Here is a 23,017-nt window from a genome sequence, read left to right as displayed (position 1 = left end):
CAGTTGTCCTCAGAGTTCGATGCTCATGCCATCAAAGGCCACCTCAATCCCGTGTTCGGTCAGCACGGCACGCTCGGGAGAGTCTTCAATCAGAATCGGGTTGGTGTTGTTGATATGGATCAGCACCTTGCGGGGATGGCTCAGGGTGTCCAGATAGGCGACCATGCCCTGCTCGCCAGACTGCGGCAGATGCCCCATATGCACGCCCAGCTTGTCACCCACACCGGCATGAATCATTTCATCTTCACGCCAGAGCGTACCATCAACCAGCAGGCAGTCGGCTTGCTCCATAACCGGACGCAAATGCTCTTCGATCCGACCCAGCCCCGGTGCATAAAACAGCGAGCGACCGGTCGCATCATCACGCAGCAGCATGCCGATATTGTCTCCCGGATGCGGATCATTACGGTGGGGTGAATAGGGTGGCGCACTGGAACTCAGAGGGACTGCAGTCAACGTAATGCCTGGCACTTCGGCCACTTGGAATTCGTTATAGGTGTCATGGCTGGGGATCTGGTTCCACACCAGGCCGCCATTCCAGTGTCCCAGCATGGTGAACACCGGGAAGCCCGTGCTTAAATCCTGTTTAACCATGTCGGTACAGTACACCGGATGCGGGCATCCCTCTCGCAGCATCAGCAAGCCGGTTGTATGGTCAATCTGGCTGTCCATCAGAACGATGGCAGCAATCCCGGTGTCACGCTTGCCCTGCTTCGGCTGCAGGGGTCTGAAGCTTTCCAACTGGGTGCGAATATCGGGGGATGCATTGAACAGAATCCAGTCGTTTCCGTTAAGACTGACAGCAATTGACGACTGGGTACGGGCCTTGGCCTTCAAAGTGCCATTACGCAAGCCTTTGCAATTATCACAGTTGCAGTTCCATTGCGGAAAGCCGCCCCCGGCCGCTGAGCCTAAAATCTGTATTTTCATTATTCTAATATCCGCAGGGGGTAGGAGTTGCCTGTCGGCAGGAAAAGCAGGCAGCCCCTCGAGGCTGCCTGATACGCTCAACGATTGGCGAAGTACATGGTGACTTCGAAGCCGATGCGCAGGTCGGTGTAAGCAGGTTTAGTCCACATGGTGTTTTCCTCGTTTTTGTTATCGATATGTCGTTTGAAGACACCTTGATAGTAGGCAACTCGCCCCCCGAGCCAATATGGTACTTTGGAACGAATTAGGAGCTGAATTGGTATAGTCCGTGCCCTGCATGCATTCAGACAGTGCACGCGACCGAAATGCGCACAAAAAAAAACGGCCCGTAGGCCGTTAAGGTATTGCTGCAGAGCATTAGCTGCCAGGGTGAAGCAGCCGTGAATCGCACATCCTTGTGCAGAGCTTCAGTACAAGCGAGGCTTAGAAAAAGCCCAGCGGATTGATATCGTAGCTGACCAACATGTTTTTGGTCTGCTGGTAGTGATCCAGCATCATTTTGTGGGTTTCACGTCCAACACCTGATTTCTTGTACCCGCCAAAGGCTGCGTGTGCAGGGTACTGGTGGTAGCAGTTGGTCCAGACTCGACCTGCCTGAATACCACGTCCCATGCGATAGGAGCGGTTCATATCACGGCTCCAGACGCCTGCCCCCAGACCAAACTCGGTGTCATTGGCAATGGCCAGCGCTTCTGCTTCGTCTTTGAATGTAGTCACAGAGACCACCGGGCCAAAGATTTCCTCCTGGAACACACGCATGTCATTGGTGCCTTTCAGCAGCGTCGGCTGGATGTAGTAACCGGTACCTAGGCCACCTTCCAACTGTTCCTTGTCACCACCGATCAGAACTTCGGCGCCTTCGGCACGACCGATATCAAAGTAACCCAGAATCTTCTCGTATTGCTCCTGAGAAGCCTGAGCCCCAACCATGGTCTCAGTATCCAGCGGGTTGCCACGCTTGATCTGCTTAATACGCTCGATCACACGCGCAATAAAGGCGTCGTAAATCGATTCCTGTACCAGCAAACGAGACGGACAAGTGCAGACTTCACCCTGGTTGAAAAATGCAAGCACAGTACCTTCGACACACTTGTCGATAAATGCATCTTCATGATCCATGACATCTTCGAAGTAGATATTGGGGGACTTGCCGCCCAGTTCAACCGTCGACGGGATGATGTTTTCAGCCGCACATTTCAGGATATGGGAACCAACCGGGGTTGAGCCAGTGAAAGCGATCTTGGCAATACGCGTGCTGGTTGCCAATGCCTGGCCCGCTTCCGCACCAAACCCATTCACAATATTCAGCACACCTGCCGGCAGCAGATCTTCAATCGTCTCCATCAGCTTGAGGATAGACCAGGGAGTCTGTTCGGCCGGTTTCAGAATGATGCAGTTGCCCGCAGCCAGAGCCGGCGCAATTTTCCAGGCGGCCATCAGCAGCGGGAAGTTCCACGGAATAATCTGACCCACGACACCCAGCGGCTCATGGAAATGATAAGCCACAGTGTTCTGATCAATCTCGCCAATCGAGCCTTCCTGCGCACGGATACAACCGGCGAAGTAACGGAAGTGATCAACCGCCAGCGGTACGTCGGCAGCCAGGGTTTCACGAACGGCCTTGCCGTTGTCCCAGGTTTCAGCAACCGCAATCTGTTCCAGGTTGGCTTCCAGGCGATCCGCGATCTTCAACAGAATATTGGAACGCTCGGCAACCGAGGTGCGACCCCAGGCATCCTTGGCGGCATGCGCCGCGTCAAGCGCAAGCTCGATATCTTCAGCGGTGGAGCGCGGAATTTCACAGAAGGCTTCGCCAGTCACCGGTGAAACGTTCTGAAAGTACTCCCCCTTGACCGGGGCCTTCCATTCGCCGCCGATAAAGTTGCCATAGCGCGGTTTCAGAGTGACGATGGAGTCCGCTTTTCCTGGCTGTGCATAGATCATAGTTCTAGCCTCTTGTAGTTATTCCCATCACGCTCGAAGAGCAGTAACGATTGACGATTCAATCTTAGCGAGCACCCACGATATCCGAGTATAGGTCCTTGGACGCGAGAAGGTTGCTCTTTAGTAGTAAGCAGTAGGAAGTTTTAACAGAGGAGGAAAAGCGCGGCAAGAGCGAGGAGCCAACCTCCCCGCCCTTTCATTGGATTACCAGCTGCCGACCACATAGCCCAGCTTTTCGGGCAGCCAGAGCGCAATCCCCGGCACCAGCATCACCAGCAGCAGACTGCAAGCCATGGCTGCAATAAAGATCAGCGCCCAACCCATGGTATGCTCCAGACGAATCTGGGCAATACGCGTGGTCACCATCAGGTTTACTGCCACCGGTGGCGTAAACTGACCGATCGCAATATTCATGGCCAGCAGGATACCGAACCAGACCGGATTCCAGCCGAAGTGATTCATCAACGGCAGCAGAATAGGTATCAGAATCAGGTAAATTGATACCGCATCCAACAACATGCCCGCAAGCAAAACCAGCAGCATCACCAGCAGCAAGAGCGTCCAGCTGTTATCCGACAGGGACAGCATTGCTTCCGCCAGATGCTGAAAGGTACCCAGCGTGGTACCCGCCCAGGCAAAGATACCGGCCAATGCAATAATCAGCATCACCACACCGGAGGTCACCGCCGCTTCAGTAATCAGATTGAACAGCTCTTTGAAACCCAGGTTGCGGTAGATAAGGCTACCGACGATCACGCCATAGGTTACGGCGACAACAGCCGCTTCCGTCGGCGTAAACAGACCCGATCGTAATCCACCCAGAATGATTACCGGTGCAAACAGGGCAGGCAGGGCCGCCTTGAAGCTGTCCCACAACGGAGGACGCTCAGACTCTTCAGGATTTTCCCAGCCGTGCTTTCGCGCCAGCAGCAGAGCCGGCACCAGCAGCGATAGACCGGCCAGAATACCGGGGAACAATCCCGCCGCAAACAGGGCGCGCAAATCAACGCCCGGCACCACGATGGAATACAGAATCAGGGCAATGGAGGGGGGAATCAAAATCGCGGTAGAGGAAGAAGCCGCAATCAAGGTCGCCGAGAATGGTTGCGGATATCCCGCCTTGCGCATGCTGGGCAGCATCACCATGGCAACAGCTGCGGCATCAGCTGGCCCGGAGCCACTCATCCCCCCCATGATCAGACAGACCAGTACTGCCACCACCGCCAGACCGCCGTGCCTGGGGCCAATCAGCGCCTGAGCAAAACGTACCAGGCTGGCTGCCACGCCTGCCCTTTCAAAAATCAAACCGGTGAGAATAAACAACGGAATCGCGATAAGCGGATATTTGGCAACGCTGTTGTAGGTATTGGTTCCCAGAGTTGCCAGCATATCGGGCGTTAATCCACTGACAATACCGACCACGCCACCCAGACCCAGTGCAATAGCGACGGGGACACCCAACAACAGGGCCAGCAAAAAGCTGCCGATCATTAGCAGATCAGGACTCATGACCCACCTCCTCGTGCGACTTGCCACTCAAACGGTCAATCAGGTTCTGAGTCATGCGAACCATGATGGCAATCGCCATCAATGGCAGCCAAACAACATAAATCCAGTTCGGGAGGCCCAGTCCCGGGGACAGGGATTCCCATTGATACTCTTCCAGCGCAAAAACCGATCCATACCAAGCCGTAATGCCCAGTACGGTAATACCGGCCAGCCACTGTAGGATATAAACCACTTTCAACATCCCTTTGGGCAGGTGATGCTCGATCAATTCGATCCGAATATGCTGGTTGTGCCTGGCAGCGACAGCCGCACCGGAAAAGGTCAGCAGCACCAGAAAAAACACCGAAAATTCTTCAGTGAACGCAAAGGATGCATCGGTCGCGTAGCGCACAATAACATTACCCAGGCTGATCAGGCAGATCGCAATCAGCGCTAAGGTGGCGAGCCAGGCCTCGGGCCTGAACTTGGGGCGTCGAGTAGACATTTCAGCTCCGTTCAAGACAGCAACGCCCGCACAGGAGGCGGGCGCTCAAGCAGGTTCAGCGACATTACTTACGATTGGCAACCGCGTCCTGAGCCTGCTTCACAAGCTCTTCACCAATACGAGGAGCCCATTTTTCGTATACCGACTGGGTAGCGTCAACAAAGGCCGCATGCTGTTCGGGGGTCAGCTCGGTCACCTCGACACCACGCTCCTTGATCTTGGCCAAAGTCGCGTCCAGTTCGGCACGGGATTTCTCGATCTCCCATTTGCCGGCATCGATAGCGGCCTGCTTCAGCAGCTGCTGATCTTCCGGTGAAAACTGACGCCATACGCGCGTGCTGACTGCAAAAACCAGCGGGTCTGCCATGTAGCCCCAACGGGTCAGATGGGTCTGGCCCACTTGGTCGATGCGCGCCACGTCAAAAACCGAAATCGGGTTTTCCTGCCCATCTACGGCACCTGTGGTCAACGCCGGTTTTGCATCCGCCCAGCTCATCTGAGTCGGGTTTGCACCCAGCGCGGTAAAGGTGTCCTGGAACAGCGGCGAGCCTACCACGCGGATTTTCAGACCTTCCAAATCAGCAGGCTTGTCGATTTTCAGCTTGGAGTTGGACAGCTGGCGGAAACCATTCTCACCCCAGGCCAGGGGCGTTACTCCGCGCTTCTCAATCGCCGCAAACACAGCCTTGCCGGCCTCGCCCTGCGTGATCGCGTCAATGGCCGTATGGTCCGGCATCAAAAACGGCAGTGAAAACAGGTTCAGCTCTGATACCTGCGGAGACCAGTTGATCGTGGAACCGACCGCCATATCGATCAGCCCTGAACGCATGGCTGAAAATTCCTTGGTCTGGTCGCCTGACACCAGCTGAGCATTGCTGTAAATCTTCATGTTAATACGCCCTGCAGAGCGCTCTTTCACCAACTCGACCCATTTGTCAGCGGCCTGCCCCCAGGGGAAGGCTGACGGCAGTACCGTAGAAACGGTGTATTCGGCCTTGTATTCAGCGTGGGCAACAGGAGTCATCAGCATGCATGCAGCGGCTGCAGCCATGAATGTACGACGTTTGAGCATCTATCCAGTCCTTTATCGTTATGATCCAACAGATACGGCTCGCGACAGGTCCAAACTCATTCGGATGTTAACGACCGCTGTAGGATTATAAGACGGCGATAGAAGTCGGCGCAAAATGAAATGTTTCACTTTTGAAACATTAGTAAGAAAAATCCCCGCAGATGCGGGGATTTCAGAGAGGCACTAGACCAAAGTTCAGTGATCCTGGGCAGCCTTGGGCGTGTCCTGGTTTTCATAGATCAGGAGAGGTTCGGAGGTACCATTGATCACACCTTCATCTATCACGACCTTCACCACATTTTCCAGTGATGGCAGCTGATACATGATCTCCAACAGCGTTGCTTCCAGAATGGAACGCAAGCCTCGCGCACCTGTACGTCGCTCCAGCGCCTTGGCCGCGATGGCCTTAAGCGCTTCTTCCCGGAAGTCGACTTCAACCCCTTCCATTTCAAACAGCGCCTGATACTGCTTGACCAGGCTGTTCTTGGGTTCGGTCAGGATTTGAATCAAGGCCCCCTCATCCAGTTCGGACAAAGTCGCCACCATCGGCAGACGACCGACAAACTCCGGAATCAGACCGAATTTGACCAGATCTTCCGCTTCCACATCATGCAGCACTTCACTCAGACGGCTTTCGTCCTTGCTTTTGACCACGGCACTAAAGCCAATGGAGCTGCGCTCACTGCGATCGCGGATAATTTTTTCCAGGCCAGCAAAGGCACCGCCACAGATGAACAGGATATTTGACGTATCCACTTGCAGAAACTCCTGCTGCGGATGCTTGCGCCCTCCCTGAGGCGGCACCGAAGCCACCGTGCCTTCAATCAGCTTCAGCAGTGCCTGCTGCACCCCTTCACCGGACACATCACGGGTGATGGACGGGTTATCGGACTTGCGCGAAATCTTGTCGATTTCGTCAATATAGACGATACCCAATTGGGCTTTTTCAACATCGTAGTCGCACTTCTGCAGCAGCTTCTGAATGATGTTCTCAACATCTTCACCGACATAGCCCGCTTCGGTCAGCGTTGTTGCATCTGCAATCGTGAACGGCACATTCAGCAGTCGCGCCATGGTCTCGGCCAGCAACGTCTTGCCACTGCCGGTCGGGCCAATCAGCAGGATATTGCTCTTACCCAGTTCCACTTCACCTTTCTGCTGAAAACGAAGGCGCTTGTAGTGGTTGTATACCGCAACAGCCAGTACCTTCTTGGCACGTTCCTGACCGATCACATAGTCATCCAGGGTCGCCTTGATCTCTGCCGGTGTTGGCAGGGTCTCACGGGTCTCCTGCTCGTCGCTCTCCTGAATCTCCTCACGGATGATATCGTTACAAAGATCGACACACTCATCACAGATAAAGACAGAGGGACCTGCGATCAATTTACGCACTTCATCCTGGCTTTTGCCACAGAAGGAACAGAACAGCTTGCTGCCCTCTCCGTCCTTGCCGGTCGTCTCGTCTGCCATCTTCTTACCTCAAAAAACCGTTTACTCTTTGTATGCGCCCGATACCCGGGTTTTTCAACCTTACAGGAGATCCTATCGACCGCCCCAGGATCGGCCATGACATCAATCGGTGCCCTGGCGACGCTCCATGACCGTATCAATCAAGCCATATTCAACCGCGGTCTGCGAATTCATGAAGTTATCGCGGTCGGTATCACGGATGATGGTTTCCAGATCCTGACCGGTATGCTCGGCCAGCAGGCGATTGAGCTTTTCACGAATGGTCAGAATTTCACGTGTATGAATTTCGATATCGGACGCCTGCCCCTGGTAACCGCCCAACGGCTGATGAATCATCATGCGTGCGTTCGGCAAGGCGCAACGCTTGCCAGCAGCACCACCGGCCAACAGGAAAGCTCCCATACTGGCTGCCTGACCGATACACATGGTGCTAACGTCCGGCTTGATAAACTGCATGGTGTCGTAGATGGCCATACCGGCCGTAACGGAGCCACCCGGAGAGTTGATGTAAAGGTGAATATCCTTGTCGGGGTTCTCGGCTTCCAGGAACAACAGCTGAGCCACGATCAGGTTAGCCATGTGATCTTCCACCGGCCCCACCAAAAAAATCAACCGCTCCTTGAGCAGACGGGAGTAGATATCATAGGCCCGCTCGCCGCGTGAGCTCTGCTCGACAACCATTGGCACCAGACCCGAGCCGGTGATTTCGTTGGAGCGCCCTGTGTAGATATCTGCCATGCACTAATTCTCCTTACCTGATAAGCGAAAAAACGACAGTCAGCCAAGCCAACTGCCGTTTCCGTTGTAGCTTATGCCCCTACCGGATGTCCGGATCAGGCTTCGCTTTCTTCTGCGTCAGCAGCATCGTCGTTCTGCTGCTGTGCCGGCTGAATGGCTTCCTCGTAAGGAACGGCCTTTTCAGTGACTTTAGCAGATGCAACCAGATGATCAACCACTTGATCTTCCAGCACCAGGCTCTTGATCTGGTTCAGAATCTGATCGTTGCCGTAGTACCAGTCGATAACCTGCTGGGAATCCTGGTAAGTAGACGCCATTTCTTCAACGGTTTCACGGACGCGGTCTTCGTCAGCTTCAAGCTCATTGGCCTTCACGACTTCCTGAACCAGCAGACCCACGCTGACACGGCGTCCAGCCTGGTCTTCGAACATTTCCTTGGGCAGCATGTTCGGATCAATGTTTGCATCCGGACCACCAAACTGCTGAATCGCCTGACGACGCAGGTTATCGATTTCGCTGTCGATCAGGGCCGCCGGTACAGTGATGTCGTTTACTTTCAGCAGCTGAGTGAAGACCTGATCTTTCAGCTTCATTTTCAGCGCCTGCTTCAGTTCACGCTCCATGTTCTTGCGCACTTCAACTTTGAAGCCGTCCAACTCTTTCTCTTCGATACCGAAGCGAGAGAAGAATTCTTCGTTCAGTTCCGGCAGTTCCTGAGCGGAAACAGACTGCACCTTGGTTTTGAATACAGCCGCTTTACCTTTCAGGTTTTCAGCATGGTAGTCTTCCGGGAAGCTCACTTCCAGATCAAACTCTTCACCTGCCTTTTTGCCTTCCAGACCCGCTTCGAAGCCCGGAATCATAGAGCCTGAACCCAGCACCAGGTCATGACCTTCAGCCTTGCCGCCGTCAAATGCTTCACCATCAATGAAGCCTTCGAAGTCGATCTTCACACGATCGCCGTCAGCGGCGGCACGCTCAACTTCTTTCCAGTCAGCCTGCTGTTTCTGCAGAGTTTCGATCATTTTGTCCAGATCGGCATCGGTGATATCTGCAGTCTGCTTTTCCAGCTCAACTCCGGCCAGATCCTTCAGTTCGATCTCCGGGTAAACTTCAAAGGTGGCAACGTACTGCAGATCTTCGCCTTCCTTGTCGTTTTTGAATTCAATGCTGGGCCCGCCCGCCGGCTGCAGTTTTTCCTGCTCAACAGCGGTGTAAAAAGTCTCCTGTACTACCTGACCCAAAACGTCCTGACGGATCGAGCTGCCAAACATGCGTTTGATCACCTTGGGCGGTACTTTACCCGGACGGAAGCCATCCAGACGGCGAGTGCGTGCCTGCTGGGCAACCAGTTTGTTTACGTCCTGGTCGATGCGCTCAGCCGGAACAGTGATGGTCATCTGACGCTCAAGGCCGGAAGTCGTTTCAACAGAAACTTGCATGGAGATCCTCACAAATAGTTTTGCAGCATGATGTAGCGACCTGCAGGCTCGTCTTGATATAGCACGACCGACCAGCAGAGCCAAAAATTCTAAAGCGCGAAATTTTCATGCAAGTGCCGCCATTAGTCAAGCGAAATGCCAGCACAAACAACGCGAAAAAGCGCATAAATGCGCCTGTCAAACAAAAAAGAGGGATATTTTAAAACAAGGCAGGATACACACTGGGGTGGACGATGGGGCTCGAACCCACGACCACCGGAATCACAATCCGGGGCTCTACCAACTGAGCTACGCCCACCACATTAGTGTATTTAAAGCTATACCCATTACAACTCAGTACTGACTGAATTAAATTCCGGGTATTCGATCAACATATTCAAGAAGCACCGATTCAGCGCAACCTGCTGCATGTCTTTCGATGGCGCGTACTATACTGATGTAAGTTTTTGATTGCAACAATTATTTTAAACTTTATGACATTTTTGTCAGTGCAAGACCACGCACCTGGCCACAGACTTCAGGCCAGCCGATAGACAGCTGCGAATGAAGTCAGCCACACATGCACAATAAGATATAAAAAGACACGAAGCCTACAAAACCAGCCGGACGGAACTGCCTCGACCGTACATTTAGGGCAATTGGAAACAGGAAAACAGAAGAGATATAGGATATATAGAAGATGTGCGAGAAATATGCATCAGAAACATGGTGCGGAAGGAGAGACTCGAACTCTCACACCTTGCGGCACTGGAACCTAAATCCAGCGTGTCTACCAATTTCACCACTTCCGCATTTACAATGGCTGACTAGCCTGAGGTAATGGGGTGGACGATGGGGCTCGAACCCACGACCACCGGAATCACAATCCGGGGCTCTACCAACTGAGCTACGCCCACCATAACCTCTTTACTCAACCATCCAGACGACCTGGCACGCCCGGCAGGACTCGAACCTGCAACCTACGGCTTAGAAGGCCGTTGCTCTATCCGGTTGAGCTACGAGCGCATTATACGCCGCCTCGCCTTGAGTAACTCCCCGCGTCGAGGAGGTGCGTATATTAGGCTCACTCTTTTCCAGCGTCAACAGTTTTTTTAAATTATTTAACAGAAACAACACCCTGTAGCGAAAAGCACAATAAAAGTCCATTGGCCAAAGCGATCAAAAATGAGAAAATAATTCCATTACTCGCCTCTATATGTACTTAAAGGAACATACCTCACCCATGAGTGCTCAAATCATTGATGGCAAACAGATCGCTTCCAATGTTCGTCAGCAGGTGCGTGCCGGAATCGATGCCCGTCTGGCAACAGGCAAACGAGCCCCCTGCCTGGCTGTCGTCCTGGTAGGCAGCGATCCTGCCTCTCAGGTCTATGTTCGCAACAAGAAGAACGCCTGTGCCGAAGTCGGCATCACTTCCAAAGCCTATGACCTGCCGGCCGAAACATCCCGCGAGGAACTACTGGAACTTGTAGACAGCCTGAATAGTGATGCCGATGTCGACGGCATCCTGGTACAGCTGCCCCTGCCCGCCCACCTGGATGCAACCGAAGTGCTGGAGCGCATTCGTCCGGACAAGGACGTGGACGGATTCCATGCTTTCAATCTGGGCCGCCTGGCACAGCGCATCCCGACTCTACGTCCCTGTACTCCGAAAGGCGTCATGACACTGCTGGAATCAACGGGCGTGGATCTGCACGGACAGGAAGCCGTCATTGTTGGCGCCTCCAACATCGTTGGCCGCCCGATGACCCTGGAACTCCTACTGGCCGGCTGCACAACCACCACGACCCACCGCTTCACCCGCGACCTGGAAGCACATGTACGGCGTGCCGACATCGTCGTGGTTGGCGTCGGAATTCCGGGACTGGTCAAGGGCGAATGGATCAAGCCTGGCGCCATCGTCATTGATGTGGGCATCAACCGCCGAGAAGACGGCCGCCTGGTCGGGGATGTCGAGTTCGAACCCGCCGCAGAACGAGCCAGCTGGATCACTCCGGTTCCCGGCGGCGTTGGCCCTATGACAGTCGCGACTCTGATGGAGAACACGTTGGAAGCAGCCAGCCGCCTTGACACCTGACTTTGAAAACAGAAACGCCGCTCCAAGAGCGGCGTTTCTGTTCCAGCCTCACATACTTAATGCTCGCGATACCAACCTGTACCTTCACGGCTATCCTTGAGCACTATTCCCTTATCAGCCAGCACATCACGCACTCGATCGGCTTCCGCAAAATTCTTGTCTTTGCGCGCCTGATTACGCTGCTCGATAAGACGTTCGATCTCTTCAGCCGACAGATCATCTGCACCGCTTTCCCCCTGCAAAAACGCCTGAGGAGACTGTTCCAGCAGACCGATCATGCCAGCCAGCCGCTTCAACTGAGCTGCCAGTTGCGGCGCATCTCCACACCCCTCCCTGACCGCCTTGTTAAGCTCACTCACCAACTCAAACAATACAGCCAACGCACGCGGGGTGTTGAAATCATCATCCATCGCCTCACAGAAGCGCAGTTCAAAATCATTATCAAGCGCAGCACCACTCTCAGCAGCCTCCACGGACGCCAACGCCTGATAGAAACGCTCCAGTGCACTCTGCGCTTCCTTGAGACTGTCTTCCGAGTAATCGATGTAACTGCGATAATGCACACTCGACAGGAAATACCGCACAACCTCCGGATTATAATGCTGCAGCACATCACGGATGGTAAAAAAGTTACCCAGTGACTTGGACATTTTTTCCTTGCCCATACGCACCGGTCCTGCATGCACCCAATAATGGGCATACGTGCACCCGTTGGCCGCCTCGGACTGCGCGATTTCGTTTTCATGATGTGGAAACGGCAAGTCCGGACCACCACCATGAATATCAAAGGTATCGCCCAGGCAGCACTTGGACATGGCAGAACATTCAATATGCCATCCCGGACGGCCTGCCCCCCAAGGGGATTCCCAGCTCACTTCACCAGGTTTGGCACTCTTCCAGAGCACAAAGTCGAGCGGACTTTCCTTCGCTTCTTCCACCTCCACTCGCGCACCCGAGCGCAGGTCTTCCAGCACCTTATTGGTGAGCCGTCCGTAGTTTTCGAATTTTTCGACACGGTAATATACGTCACCATTGTCAGCCGCATATGCATATCCCTTATCGATCAGGGTCTGCACCATATTAACAATGTCATCGATATGAGCGGTCGCCTTCGGCTCCTGATCGGGACGCAGCACATTCAGACGCGCCTCATCCTCATGCATGGCAGCGATCATCCGCTCGGTCAACTGATCAACCGTCTCATTGTTTTCCGCTGCACGACGAATAATCTTGTCATCCACATCGGTGATATTGCGCACATAATCGACATCCCAGCCCCGAGCACGCAAATAACGAGTCATCACATCAAACGCCACCATGACGCGCGCATGACCGATATGACAGAGGTCGTATACCGTAACGCCACACACATACATGCGGATTTTGCCGGGTTCAATCGGGGTGAAAATCGTTTTGCTGTTGGTCAGTGTATTGTAGATATGAAGCATTGGGCTCTGCCGAACTCTGTGAAAGGAAATCGCCCACTCCTGGGCGAAACTACAAATGAATATACTTTTGCCTGAACAAGGCTTCAGGATTATGCCTGAATAGTCAAGTAGCTGCGATCAAGGCAGTCGGACAAAACCCAGCCAGCTCTGCCCTAACACACTGGCCTCGCGCGTCAACAACACCCCCTCGGGCTGCCAGAGAACAGCTTCCCACTGCCCTGCCGGGGAGAGGTGGTGGCGACGCGCCAACGACCAGTCGGGCACCTTTTCGACCACAGGTATCAGCCAAAGAAACGCAGAAGAACTGAAACGCTTGCGTGTGTACCCCAACAAGGCCAGTTGGCGACGCTCGGGATCATAATCCGCGGAGGTAATCAGACCTCCAACCGGATAGCGCTCTTGGCTCCGTAAAACATGACGCTCACCATCCACCTGCAGGCGGTAAAGACGCGTATGCTGATCACGCCAGTTCTTGCTGAAAATCCACATCTCTCCTTCCACCAGGGTCGCCGCCTCACAATCATTGTTGTGTTTGTGCAGCCCTGCAGACGGCTCAGCATCCGCAAAATGGAACTCGGTCAACCGAGCAGGGACAGATGCTTCCTCAGCTACAGACAGATCACGCCAGCGCACCGAGTAGATCTGCATCCACTCGCGCCGGCCAGAGTTGTTACCGCAGTCCAGTACATGCATGGACCGAGCGTCATGCGCCAGCTCTTCCCAGTCAAGATTCACCGCATCTCTCAAGATCCGCCGCTCGATGACAGTACCGCTGTCGGGAGACACCGCGTACAAACGCGGGCCATCACCACTGTCATTGTGTGTCCACAAGCGCCCTTCATGCAGCGCCAAGCCGGAGGTTTCACTGACTTCCTCCGCCAAAACAGTCTGACGCACAATCTTCAGCGAACCACTCGACCCTGCATCAGGCGCGGAAGCACAGCCAGCCATCAGCAGCACCAGAGCCGCCCAGATCCTCGCTATGCCCCGCCCTTGGCGCACTGTTTATTTACCCTGGATTTTGGCCCAGGAGTCACGCAAAGTGACAGTGCGGTTGAACACCAGCTTGTCTTCGGTTGAAGTACTATCAACACAGAAATAACCGGTACGCTCGAACTGGTAGCGACTTTCAGCAACTGCTCGTTTCAAGCCGATTTCGGCACGCGCCCCGGTCATGACAACCAATGACTCGGGGTTCATGAATTCATGGAAGTCCCGCTCCTTGTCGCCATCCGGATTCGCCTCAGTGAACAAACGATCATACAGGCGCACTTCACACGGCACCGAATTGTCGGCAGACACCCAGTGGATAACGCCGTTCGGCTTGTAATCGGTCGGGTTTTGCCCCTTGGTTGCTGCATCATAGCTACACACCAACTCGACCACTTCACCCTGATCGTTCTTGATCACTTCATCACAGCGGATCACATAGGCACCACGCAGACGCACGGCATCGCCCGGCGCCATACGCTTCCACTTACGCGGCTTCTCTTCGGCAAAGTCTTCACGTTCAATCAGAAGATTGCGTGTAAATGGCACCTTGCGCACACCCATGGATTCATCTTTCGGATGTGCGGGCAGCTCAAACCATTCCTCGTCACTTTCGGCATAGTTGGCGATGGTCACTTTGATCGGATCGACAACACACATGGCACGCGGTGCATTGGCATCCAGGTCATCACGGATGGCTGACTCCAGCATGCCCACATCAACAATACCGTTGGCGCGTGTAACACCGATCATGTCACAGAAGTTGCGAATCGAGGCCGGAGTAAAGCCACGACGACGCATACCCGAAATAGTCGGCATACGCGGGTCATTCCAGCCTTCAACATGCCCCTCATCCACCAACAGCTTCAGCTTGCGCTTGCTGGTGACCGTGTAGTTCAGCCCCAGGCGTGCAAATTCATACTGGCGAGGGCGGGCCGGCACCGGCAGATTTTCGATAAACCAGTCGTACAACGGACGATGGTCTTCGAACTCCAATGTACAGATGGAGTGCGTAATCCCTTCCAGCGCATCAGACTGCCCGTGCGTAAAGTCATACGACGGGTAGATACACCACTTGTCACCGGTCTGATGGTGATGTGCATGGCGAATACGGTAAACCACCGGATCACGCATATTGATATTCGGCGAAGCCATGTCAATCTTGGCACGCAGAACACATTCACCCTCTTCAAAGTCGCCTTTGCGCATTTTCTCGAACAGTTCAAGGTTTTCTTCGACACTGCGCTCGCGATAGGGGCTGTTTTTACCCGGCTCTACCAATGTACCGCGGAATTCGCGCATTTCATGAGCGCTCAGACTGTCAACATATGCCTTGCCTGCCTTGATCAGATGCAACGCCCAATCGTACAGCTGATCAAAATAGTCAGAGCTGTAACAGATGTCGCCACTCCACTGGAACCCGAGCCAACGCACATCCTCAATAATCGAGTCGATGTATTCCTGGCTCTCTTTTTCCGGATTGGTATCGTCAAAACGCAGGTTACATTGACCATTGAAGCGCTGCGCCGTACCAAAGTTCAGACAGATCGATTTGGCATGACCAATATGCAGATAGCCATTCGGCTCGGGCGGGAAGCGGGTAATCACCTTTCCGCCATTCAGTCCCTGGGCAAGGTCATCTTCAATAATCTGGTGGATAAAGTTGTTCGGCTTGGTGCTGTCGTTTTTGGTCATATCCATGTCTTGTCGAAGCTGAAAAAAGCCGGCCATCACGCCGGGTACAATTCCCGGCATTATAACCGCAGAAGCACCCTGGACGCACCTGGGCACGAAGTGAAAAGAATAAAGCGTCTGCCGGTAGATGCAGCAATTTAATACTTGAGTATAATGGGCAAACACATAAGAGAAACAGGGAAACCGGAAATGATCATCCTGAAAACCAATGTCGGCACCATCACCCTCGAACTGGACCATGGCAAGGCACCTGTCACTGCCGCCAACTTTGAGCAGTATGTCCGCGATGGCTTCTATGACGGCGTTATTTTCCACCGGGTCATCGACGGCTTCATGATCCAGGGTGGTGGTTTTGAACCAGGCATGATCCCGAAAGAAACCCGCGAACCGATTCAGAACGAAGCCGACAACGGCCTGTCCAACCAGTCGGGTACCATTGCCATGGCTCGCACTATGGACCCACATTCGGCTTCCGCACAGTTTTTCATCAACGTTTCGGACAACACCTTCCTGGACCACACGGCCAAAAATACCGAGGGCTGGGGCTATGCAGTCTTTGGCAAGGTTGTCGACGGTCTTGACGTTATCAACAAAATCAAGAAAGCCAGCACCACCATGCGTGCAGGCCACCAGGATGTTCCCGTTGAAGACATCGTGATCGAATCCGCCAGCATCGAGCAGCCGGAAGGCTGATGCTGCGCTACTACATTGCAGACCTACATCTTGACAGCAAACGCCCGGATGTCATCCGGGCGTTTGACGTATTTTTGCAGGAAAAAGCCCCGCTGGCCGACGAACTCTACCTGCTCGGCGACATTTTTGAAGCCTGGATCGGCGACGACGCCATCCCGGATTTCCTTCATCCGATCTTCGCCCGCCTCAGAGCCTTAAGCCAATCCGGGGTGCGTGTTTTTTTCCAGCACGGCAACCGTGACTTTCTGGTCGGACAACGTCTTGCCGAGCAACTGGGAGTTACACTACTGGACAGCCTGCACCGCATCACAACAGTACATGGTAAGACAGTACTGATGCACGGTGACCAACTGTGTACCGATGATGTGGACTACCAGAAGTTCCGCGCCCTGGTGCGCAGCCACGAGTGGCAGCAGCAGTTTCTGGCCAAGTCGGTTGCCGAACGCCTGGAAGTAGCGTGCCAACTGCGTGCCGCCAGCCGAGAGCAGGGAGCCCAAAAAGCTGCCGAGATTACGGATGTGACGCCCACAGCCGTCAGTCATCTGGCCCAGTCCGAACAGGCCGACCTGATCATTCATGGGCACACTCACCGGCCCTGCATTCACCCCAACCCACCTCCTGCCAGCGGCAACCGCATTGTGCTGGGCGACTGGGACAGCCACGGCTGGTACCTGGAACAGGATACCAACGGTAGCCGTTTGTACGCCTTTTCCCTTCCGGTCGAGGATAGACTTACGGCGACAGAGCTGCGCCATTCGCTAGCAAAGCCGCACTAGGCTTGCCGCTATGGAAGCGGAATTCATTGTCTTCCGCCAAAACAAGATCCGCTTCCAGACGTCGAAAATGCTCGACTCGGTCATCGATCGGCCCACCCGCATAGGATTCGGCCAAGCTCAAATAGTCCTGATAGTGACGTCCTTCAGACTTCAGCAATGAGCGATAGAATCGCGCCAACTCATCATCCAGGTCAGGCGCCAAAGCCGCAAAACGTTCACAGGAACGTGCCTCGATGAAAGCGCCGATAATCAACACATCAACCAGACGCCCCGGCTCCGATGTGCGTACATCCTTTCTCAGCCCGGCAGCATAGCGGGCAGGCGTCAGATGTCCGTACTTCAAACCGCGTGCTTCCATAATACCCAGCACCTGCTCGAAATGGATCAGCTCTTCACGCGCCAAGCGCGACATTTTGTTCAATAGATCCGAGCGATCAACATAACGAAACATCAAGGTCATTGCCGTTGAAGCCGCCTTTTTTTCGCAGTGAGCATGATCCGTCAGCAGTAACTCCATCGTTTCGGCTTTTGCCGCCAATTGAAGCCACTCCGGCGGGGTTTCACAGCCCAAAAAGCCTTTGATCTCGGCCAGTACATCCATCGGATCACACCATCTCTGAAAATAGCCGCCCCGGGCACACGCACCAATAACGCACCCACGATGCGTTCGACTGCTGCCGGCCCGAGCCGTCATGCACATTTAAAGTGCGCGATTCTACAAACTTGTATGCCAATACGCCACTTGATCACCCGCACCAACCAGCTCGATACCGGCCGGTGCAAGTCGTACGCCCTGACCGCTGCGACTCAACGCACCGGCTGCCGCATGGTCACGAACTCCTCGGCTGCAGTCGGGTGAATCCCGATGGTGCTATCAAACACGGCCTTGGTTGCACCCGCTTTTAGCGCCACCCCGATGCCCTGGATGATTTCACCGGCATCGGCTCCCACCATATGCACACCCAGAACACGATCACTTTCCTCATCTACGATCATTTTCATCAATGTGCGCTCATTGCTGCCGCTCAGTGTATGTTTCAACGCTCGGAACTCAGATCTGAACACTTTGATTCGCTCATAACGCTCCACAGCCTGCTCCTCAGTCAGCCCCACCGTGCCAATATTCGGCTGACAGAACACGGCCGTCGGGATCAGCTCATAATCAACTGCAGGACTGCCCGCCGCGTACAGGTGCCGAATCAAAGCCATCCCTTCAGCCAATGCAACCGGTGTCAGCTGAACGCGATCGATGACGTCACCAATCGCATAAATGGACGGAACCGATGTCTGGAAGCTGTCATTCACGACAATGGCACCGTTGGCCTGCTGCGCAACCCCCACGTTTTCCAGCCCCAACCCCCGGGTGTTCGGTACGCGTCCGGTTGCATAAAGAATCTGATCCGCCTCCAGTACACGCCCGTCACTCAACAGCGCCTGTAGACGTCCGGAGGCCAGCCTGACAACACGCTCGACATTACAATTGAAGTTAAGCCCAACGCCCTTTTTAGCCACCTCTTCAGCGGTGAATTCACGCACCTCCTGATCAAATCCACGCAGGAACAGATCGCCACGGTAAATCAGCTCTGTACGTGCCCCCAATCCGGCAAAGATCCCGGCAAATTCGACCGCGATATACCCTCCACCGACCACCAGCACATCATTCGGAAAGCTGTCCAGATCGAAGACTTCATTCGAGCTGATAACATGCTCGCGACCCTCAAACTCAGGGATAAAAGGCCAGCCTCCCGTCGCGACCAGTATGCGTTCGGCCGTATAAACCCTGTCTCCGACTTGCACCTCGTGCTCGCTCAGGATATTGGCTCGACCGTCGATCAAGTCACAACCCGCATTTTTCATCAGCTGGGTATAAATACCATTCAACCGACTGATTTCCTGCTTCTTGTTATCTCGAAGGCGGGGCCAATCAAACGTCACGTCCTGCGCTTGCAGGCCATACCCCGCCGCCTCACGAAAGGCCTCATTGTAATTCGATGCATAGACGTACAGTTTTTTGGGCACACAGCCCACGTTGACACAGGTGCCGCCCAGATAACGGTCTTCAGCAACAGCAACCCGGACGCCTTCGGCAGCGGCCATACGCCCAGCTCGCACACCTCCCGATCCTGCGCCAATCACAAACAGGTCATAATCAAAATTTGCCACGGTGCCTCCTTGAGTACGTTACAAGCATCCACACATTGTACCTAGCCCGCCGATCAAGACCCACCGTAAAAACCGCAAACCCTGATCAAGCTCCATCCCCCCGGCGCTCTGCCATTTTCTGATACCATGCCCTTCTTCACTCGAGCACTCCGAAGCAGGATTGATATGAAACTGATCTCCTTCAACACAAACGGCATCCGCGCACGCATGCACCAGCTTGAACACCTGATCGAAAAACATAAGCCGGATGTCATCGGAATTCAGGAAAGCAAGGTAGCCGATGACCAGTTCCCGATCCAGCAGATCGAAGCAATGGGCTACCACGTGGTTTTTCATGGGCAGAAAACCCATTACGGCGTGTGCCTGATTTCAAAGCAGCCAGCCCAGAATGTCCAGTATGGTTTTCCCGATGACGAACCCGACGCCCAGCGTCGCATGATCATGGCCGACTTCGTCAGCCCCAACGGTCAGACAGTACGCGTTCTGAACGGCTACTTTCCCCAAGGGGAAAATATCGAACATCCCACCAAATTCCCGGCCAAGCGTCGCTTCTATGCTGACCTCCTACAGCATCTGCAAACGGCTTGCACGCCCGACCAGCCACTGGTCGTCATGGGCGACTTGAACATTTCCGCTGAAGACAAGGATATCGGCATAGGCGAACCCAACCGCAAGCGCTGGCTACGAACAGGCAAAACCAGCTTTCAGCCGGAAGAACGGGAGTGGCTGGCACGCCTGCACCAGTGGGGCCTGGGTGACAGCTTCCGCCGCTTGCACCCGGATGAGGACCAACTGTTCAGCTGGTTTGATTATCGCAGCCGCGGCTTTGATGACACCCCTAAACGCGGCCTGCGAATTGATGCCATTCTGGCCACCGAGGCGCTGTTGGAACACTGTCTGGATGCCGGTATTGACTACGAAATCAGAGGCATGGAAAAGCCTTCCGACCATGCCCCGATCTGGTCTGAATTTTCGATTTAGTGTTCGGAAACCGGACAGCGGAAGCTGTCCGGTTTCAACACCAACAGATCACACCCGACTCTGTCCATCAACCGCTCGGCCGAACTGCCCAGCAGCAGCCGATCGATGAAACCTCGCGCCAAGCTGCCCATCACCAATACATCCACTTGCGTTCTCTCAACCCACGCAGGCGCCAACTGATGCAGCTCACCTTCCAACAAGTGGACATTGGGGTCTCCCACCGACAGGCCGTATGGCCTTATAAGCTCATCGATACGGACACGATGCTCACGACGCACCTTTTGCTGCAAGGCCTCATAGTCCACCACCAGATGCTCATCAAAAATCGCCGAGTGCGGCAAGGTATTGAATACATGCAGTACATGCAACTCACCGTCCAGCTGCTTTGCCAACCCCGCCGCCTGCTGCAGCAGACGCTCATCCAATTCCGCTGCTTCATCATCCAGGTGAAAGGGGTCGATAGCGGCTGCAATAACCGGGCGGTCACTCCAGTGCGCTTTTTTACTCAGCAACAGCGGTGCCGGGCATTGCCTCAACAGACGCCAATCCGGTGCCGATAAAAGACGCTGCAGCGGATTGGCATGCGCGGCCGGCGCGTGCAACACCAGATCCGGCTGATAACGCAGTACCTTGCGCACTACGCTTTCCGACAAATCCCGGTCCCAATACACGTCAGCCCCGGCATTGATCCCTTCATGCTGCAGCTTGTCGACATGTGATGTCAGTCCCTTTTCAACCTTGCGTAGTACGGACTGAATCACATGCTGGCGATTTTCGGCGTCAAACAGATAACTTCCGGCCAGTCCGGCCGAATAAACGGAACTGAACAACTCTACCTGCGCCTCAGGGCCACTCAAGCGTCGCAGCTTCTGCAGCACCTCTCCCCGATGCTCATCAGCAGCCAGATTAACCAGCAAACGTGTGTACAGAGCCATAACACCCTCGACAGTCAATGGTTTAACCTGAGCATAGCCCGCTGTATCAGGTAAAGTAAACGCTGCCTTATACGATAGCTCGCAGACCCCTTATGCAAAAAGGCGAAGCCACTACGGCTTCGCCTTCATATGCCAAACCATTCAAGTATCAGCGGTCAGCCCTTTCCTCGACCACCGCCTCCTCGATATGGATTGGCTCTTCATGCCGTTCGCCAGCATGCTCCAGCAAGGCCTGCCTGGAACGCTTTTCAAACAGCAGATACAGCACAACCCCTGCCACCAGCCCGTAAGCCGCTCCATAGACGGACAACACCACACCCATGGTACCGGCAACTCCCATGGAGGTCGCATTATCAACCTGCTCGACCCCCACGCTGATACACAGGTAACCGGTAATCAGCAGCGTCAGTGACAGCGCAATCGGCAGTACAGGCTTGAACAACGTTGCCAAAGGCAAAATAAACAGCGCGATAAAACCCACGATCCAGAAGACACTCACGCCCCCATAGATGGTATCCATCGCCTTACGCCCATAGCGGTAGCGCTCGGCAATAGTTGCCATGGCACCGGTAAACAGAGGCCCGGCCAAGCCTGGATAAGGCGCCAGCAATGAATGAATCAGGTTACGAATCGCCGTTACCAGGTGAACCCGGTCGACATTGACTTCAATTTTCTCATCCGGGCGCAGGTGATCAACGCGATTAAGCAGGCTCTTGCCCACGATAATGTCACCAAAAGCGATGATATAGGCGATCACCGCAGTCGGAATCGCCATCCACAGCATCTCCAGTGATGGCAGACCTACTCCGAATACCGTGTAATCCAGCATCTTGCCGAAGGCCGGTGTCGATATGCCAAACTCGATCTGCGGAATCGGGTACTCACCGACTGCCCAACCGATTCCCATCGCAACCAGCGCACCAGGCACCATGCCATAGCCCGCGACAATACGGGCCCAGCGGTGCTTTTCGGTCCAGTCTCGAAACGACAGCGAGAACAGAATATAACCGGTCACAGCACCACCAATGATCAGTGAAATCGGCGTCTGAGCCAAACGTCCACCGGCCGATATTTCGGTTGTAATTGCTGCAATACCGGCCCCCATCAGGATGCCACCCTTGATCGAACTGGGTATCAGGTCAACCAGCCGACTCCCCAGCCGTGTTATACCTAGCACAAAGAAGATCAGGGTGACGACCAATTGCAAGCCAATCAATGCCCGAATCGACTCGGGACCTGGCTCGAAATTACCGAGGAACAGCACCACGACAGGAATGGCCGGCGTAATCCAGCCAGGCACCATCGGCACCCCCAGCATCGCAGGCAGCATGAATCCGACACCACAGACGACAACAAAGGCCAGCGCCACGTCGTAGGGTAGTGCCAAATGTTTTTCCAGCAGCGGAATCATCGCCATACCGATCACGAACATGATCAGCGCCTGAATGGTTTCCGGCCATTCCCAACGGAAGTGAATGAAGGGTAAACGAACCTTGAATGGACCGAATTTCCAGTACGGATGCTCGGCTCCGTGCTCACGCCGATAAAGTCCCATATATGCTCCCCATAAGCAGTACGGTTTTGTTGTTCTTCGAATATGCGGACATTCCCCTATGTCCAAGGAAGGGGACAGTACTGGCAGGTGGAAAACAAGTCGAGTTGTCGACAAT

At 54.3% G+C, this 23,017-nt stretch carries 20 protein-coding genes and 4 tRNA genes; 4 read left to right on the top strand and 20 right to left on the bottom strand.

The window, feature by feature from the left end; genetic code table 11:
* Positions 1–9: 9 nt before the first annotated feature.
* The 13 genes from pqqB to H1S06_RS07265 form a co-directional block, all read right to left on the bottom strand.
* On the bottom strand, positions 10–930 hold the full coding sequence (pqqB, locus tag H1S06_RS07325; protein ID WP_181738733.1) for a pyrroloquinoline quinone biosynthesis protein PqqB: 921 nt from the start codon (positions 928–930) through the stop codon (positions 10–12).
* A 77-nt stretch (positions 931–1,007) separates the two neighbouring features.
* Positions 1,008–1,079, bottom strand: coding sequence for a pyrroloquinoline quinone precursor peptide PqqA (pqqA, locus tag H1S06_RS07320; RefSeq protein WP_003243383.1), 72 nt, complete (start codon positions 1,077–1,079; stop codon positions 1,008–1,010).
* 274 nt (positions 1,080–1,353) lie between these two features.
* Positions 1,354–2,874: an acetaldehyde dehydrogenase ExaC gene (gene exaC / locus H1S06_RS07315; protein ID WP_181738731.1), complete on the bottom strand. Its 1,521-nt coding sequence runs from the start codon at positions 2,872–2,874 to the stop codon at positions 1,354–1,356.
* Between the two features lie 204 nt (positions 2,875–3,078).
* The gene (locus H1S06_RS07310; protein ID WP_181738729.1) at positions 3,079–4,383 is read right to left on the bottom strand and encodes a TRAP transporter large permease; all 1,305 of its coding nucleotides are present in this window, start codon (positions 4,381–4,383) and stop codon (positions 3,079–3,081) included.
* The gene (locus H1S06_RS07305) at positions 4,373–4,867 is read right to left on the bottom strand and encodes a TRAP transporter small permease (protein ID WP_181738727.1); all 495 of its coding nucleotides are present in this window, start codon (positions 4,865–4,867) and stop codon (positions 4,373–4,375) included. Before H1S06_RS07305 ends, H1S06_RS07310 begins: the two co-directional genes overlap by 11 nt.
* A gap of 64 nt (positions 4,868–4,931) precedes the next feature.
* Positions 4,932–5,918 carry a DctP family TRAP transporter solute-binding subunit gene (locus H1S06_RS07300; protein WP_255482946.1) on the bottom strand — a complete coding sequence of 329 codons (987 nt, stop codon included), beginning with the start codon at positions 5,916–5,918 and terminating at the stop codon, positions 4,932–4,934.
* Positions 5,919–6,134: 216 nt separating this feature from the next.
* Positions 6,135–7,409, bottom strand: a complete 1,275-nt coding sequence (clpX, locus tag H1S06_RS07295; protein WP_181738723.1) for an ATP-dependent protease ATP-binding subunit ClpX — start codon at positions 7,407–7,409, stop codon at positions 6,135–6,137.
* A gap of 102 nt (positions 7,410–7,511) precedes the next feature.
* Positions 7,512–8,147 carry an ATP-dependent Clp endopeptidase proteolytic subunit ClpP gene (gene clpP, locus H1S06_RS07290; protein ID WP_181738721.1) on the bottom strand — a complete coding sequence of 212 codons (636 nt, stop codon included), beginning with the start codon at positions 8,145–8,147 and terminating at the stop codon, positions 7,512–7,514.
* 95 nt (positions 8,148–8,242) lie between these two features.
* Complete coding sequence (gene tig / locus H1S06_RS07285; protein ID WP_181738719.1) at positions 8,243–9,589, bottom strand: trigger factor; 1,347 nt, start codon at positions 9,587–9,589, stop codon at positions 8,243–8,245.
* 222 nt (positions 9,590–9,811) lie between these two features.
* A tRNA-His gene (locus H1S06_RS07280) sits at positions 9,812–9,887 on the bottom strand.
* A gap of 408 nt (positions 9,888–10,295) precedes the next feature.
* Positions 10,296–10,380, bottom strand: a tRNA-Leu gene (locus H1S06_RS07275).
* Between the two features lie 29 nt (positions 10,381–10,409).
* Positions 10,410–10,485 (bottom strand) — tRNA-His (locus H1S06_RS07270).
* Between the two features lie 32 nt (positions 10,486–10,517).
* A tRNA-Arg gene (locus H1S06_RS07265) sits at positions 10,518–10,594 on the bottom strand.
* Between the two features lie 217 nt (positions 10,595–10,811).
* On the opposite strand from H1S06_RS07265, the gene folD reads away from it, so the two are divergent.
* Positions 10,812–11,666, top strand: a complete 855-nt coding sequence (gene folD, locus H1S06_RS07260) for a bifunctional methylenetetrahydrofolate dehydrogenase/methenyltetrahydrofolate cyclohydrolase FolD (protein WP_181738717.1) — start codon at positions 10,812–10,814, stop codon at positions 11,664–11,666.
* Between the two features lie 56 nt (positions 11,667–11,722).
* On the opposite strand, the gene cysS is transcribed toward folD, so the two are convergent.
* From cysS to H1S06_RS07245, 3 genes are all read right to left on the bottom strand, one after another.
* Positions 11,723–13,114, bottom strand: coding sequence for a cysteine--tRNA ligase (cysS, locus tag H1S06_RS07255; RefSeq protein WP_181738715.1), 1,392 nt, complete (start codon positions 13,112–13,114; stop codon positions 11,723–11,725).
* Between the two features lie 117 nt (positions 13,115–13,231).
* Positions 13,232–14,065 (bottom strand): hypothetical protein, encoded by an 834-nt coding sequence (locus tag H1S06_RS07250; protein ID WP_181738713.1) that lies wholly within the window; start codon positions 14,063–14,065, stop codon positions 13,232–13,234.
* Between the two features lie 54 nt (positions 14,066–14,119).
* Positions 14,120–15,799 (bottom strand): glutamine--tRNA ligase/YqeY domain fusion protein, encoded by a 1,680-nt coding sequence (locus H1S06_RS07245; RefSeq protein ID WP_181738710.1) that lies wholly within the window; start codon positions 15,797–15,799, stop codon positions 14,120–14,122.
* 189 nt (positions 15,800–15,988) lie between these two features.
* Between H1S06_RS07245 and H1S06_RS07240 the strand changes: the two genes are divergently transcribed.
* Entirely contained in the window at positions 15,989–16,492 is a 504-nt protein-coding gene (locus H1S06_RS07240; protein ID WP_181738708.1) for a peptidylprolyl isomerase, read from the top strand.
* Positions 16,492–17,268, top strand: a complete 777-nt coding sequence (locus H1S06_RS07235) for a UDP-2,3-diacylglucosamine diphosphatase (RefSeq protein ID WP_181738706.1) — start codon at positions 16,492–16,494, stop codon at positions 17,266–17,268. Before H1S06_RS07240 ends, H1S06_RS07235 begins: the two co-directional genes overlap by 1 nt.
* Here H1S06_RS07235 and miaE read toward each other — a convergent pair.
* Both miaE and gorA read right to left on the bottom strand, forming a co-directional pair.
* Complete coding sequence (gene miaE / locus H1S06_RS07230) at positions 17,225–17,869, bottom strand: tRNA-(ms[2]io[6]A)-hydroxylase (RefSeq protein WP_181738704.1); 645 nt, start codon at positions 17,867–17,869, stop codon at positions 17,225–17,227. The genes H1S06_RS07235 and miaE overlap by 44 nt on opposite strands.
* Positions 17,870–18,075: 206 nt before the next feature.
* Positions 18,076–19,431 carry a glutathione-disulfide reductase gene (gene gorA, locus H1S06_RS07225; RefSeq protein ID WP_181738702.1) on the bottom strand — a complete coding sequence of 452 codons (1,356 nt, stop codon included), beginning with the start codon at positions 19,429–19,431 and terminating at the stop codon, positions 18,076–18,078.
* Between the two features lie 165 nt (positions 19,432–19,596).
* On the opposite strand from gorA, the gene xthA reads away from it, so the two are divergent.
* On the top strand, positions 19,597–20,412 hold the full coding sequence (xthA, locus tag H1S06_RS07220; protein WP_181738700.1) for an exodeoxyribonuclease III: 816 nt from the start codon (positions 19,597–19,599) through the stop codon (positions 20,410–20,412).
* On the opposite strand, the gene H1S06_RS07215 is transcribed toward xthA, so the two are convergent.
* Positions 20,409–21,347: a universal stress protein gene (locus H1S06_RS07215; protein WP_181738698.1), complete on the bottom strand. Its 939-nt coding sequence runs from the start codon at positions 21,345–21,347 to the stop codon at positions 20,409–20,411. The genes xthA and H1S06_RS07215 overlap by 4 nt on opposite strands.
* 148 nt (positions 21,348–21,495) lie before the next feature.
* Positions 21,496–22,902 (bottom strand): solute carrier family 23 protein, encoded by a 1,407-nt coding sequence (locus tag H1S06_RS07210; protein WP_181738696.1) that lies wholly within the window; start codon positions 22,900–22,902, stop codon positions 21,496–21,498.
* Positions 22,903–23,017: the final 115 nt, after the last annotated feature.

This window comes from Marinobacterium marinum (assembly GCF_013868415.1).
Classification (GTDB): domain Bacteria; phylum Pseudomonadota; class Gammaproteobacteria; order Pseudomonadales; family Balneatricaceae; genus Marinobacterium; species Marinobacterium marinum.
The sequence above is the reverse complement of the archived record's forward strand: the minus strand, read 5'-3'. Positions and strand labels throughout refer to the sequence as shown.

Excerpts from the sequence above, each read along its gene's own strand:
- H1S06_RS07300 (WP_255482946.1), bottom strand. The coding sequence starts at position 5,918 with ATGGCTGCAGCCGCTGCATGCATGCTGATGACTCCTGTTGCCCACGCT.
- folD (WP_181738717.1), top strand. The coding sequence starts at position 10,812 with ATGAGTGCTCAAATCATTGATGGCAAACAGATCGCTTCCAATGTTCGT.
- clpP (WP_181738721.1), bottom strand. The coding sequence starts at position 8,147 with ATGGCAGATATCTACACAGGGCGCTCCAACGAAATCACCGGCTCGGGT.
- H1S06_RS07210 (WP_181738696.1), bottom strand. The coding sequence starts at position 22,902 with ATGGGACTTTATCGGCGTGAGCACGGAGCCGAGCATCCGTACTGGAAA.
- H1S06_RS07305 (WP_181738727.1), bottom strand. The coding sequence starts at position 4,867 with ATGTCTACTCGACGCCCCAAGTTCAGGCCCGAGGCCTGGCTCGCCACC.
- xthA (WP_181738700.1), top strand. The coding sequence starts at position 19,597 with ATGAAACTGATCTCCTTCAACACAAACGGCATCCGCGCACGCATGCAC.
- tig (WP_181738719.1), bottom strand. The coding sequence starts at position 9,589 with ATGCAAGTTTCTGTTGAAACGACTTCCGGCCTTGAGCGTCAGATGACC.
- exaC (WP_181738731.1), bottom strand. The coding sequence starts at position 2,874 with ATGATCTATGCACAGCCAGGAAAAGCGGACTCCATCGTCACTCTGAAA.
- H1S06_RS07310 (WP_181738729.1), bottom strand. The coding sequence starts at position 4,383 with ATGAGTCCTGATCTGCTAATGATCGGCAGCTTTTTGCTGGCCCTGTTG.
- H1S06_RS07215 (WP_181738698.1), bottom strand. The coding sequence starts at position 21,347 with ATGGCTCTGTACACACGTTTGCTGGTTAATCTGGCTGCTGATGAGCAT.
- cysS (WP_181738715.1), bottom strand. The coding sequence starts at position 13,114 with ATGCTTCATATCTACAATACACTGACCAACAGCAAAACGATTTTCACC.
- pqqB (WP_181738733.1), bottom strand. The coding sequence starts at position 930 with ATGAAAATACAGATTTTAGGCTCAGCGGCCGGGGGCGGCTTTCCGCAA.
- H1S06_RS07235 (WP_181738706.1), top strand. The coding sequence starts at position 16,492 with ATGCTGCGCTACTACATTGCAGACCTACATCTTGACAGCAAACGCCCG.
- clpX (WP_181738723.1), bottom strand. The coding sequence starts at position 7,409 with ATGGCAGACGAGACGACCGGCAAGGACGGAGAGGGCAGCAAGCTGTTC.
- H1S06_RS07250 (WP_181738713.1), bottom strand. The coding sequence starts at position 14,065 with ATGGCTGGCTGTGCTTCCGCGCCTGATGCAGGGTCGAGTGGTTCGCTG.
- H1S06_RS07245 (WP_181738710.1), bottom strand. The coding sequence starts at position 15,799 with ATGACCAAAAACGACAGCACCAAGCCGAACAACTTTATCCACCAGATT.
- miaE (WP_181738704.1), bottom strand. The coding sequence starts at position 17,869 with ATGGATGTACTGGCCGAGATCAAAGGCTTTTTGGGCTGTGAAACCCCG.
- H1S06_RS07240 (WP_181738708.1), top strand. The coding sequence starts at position 15,989 with ATGATCATCCTGAAAACCAATGTCGGCACCATCACCCTCGAACTGGAC.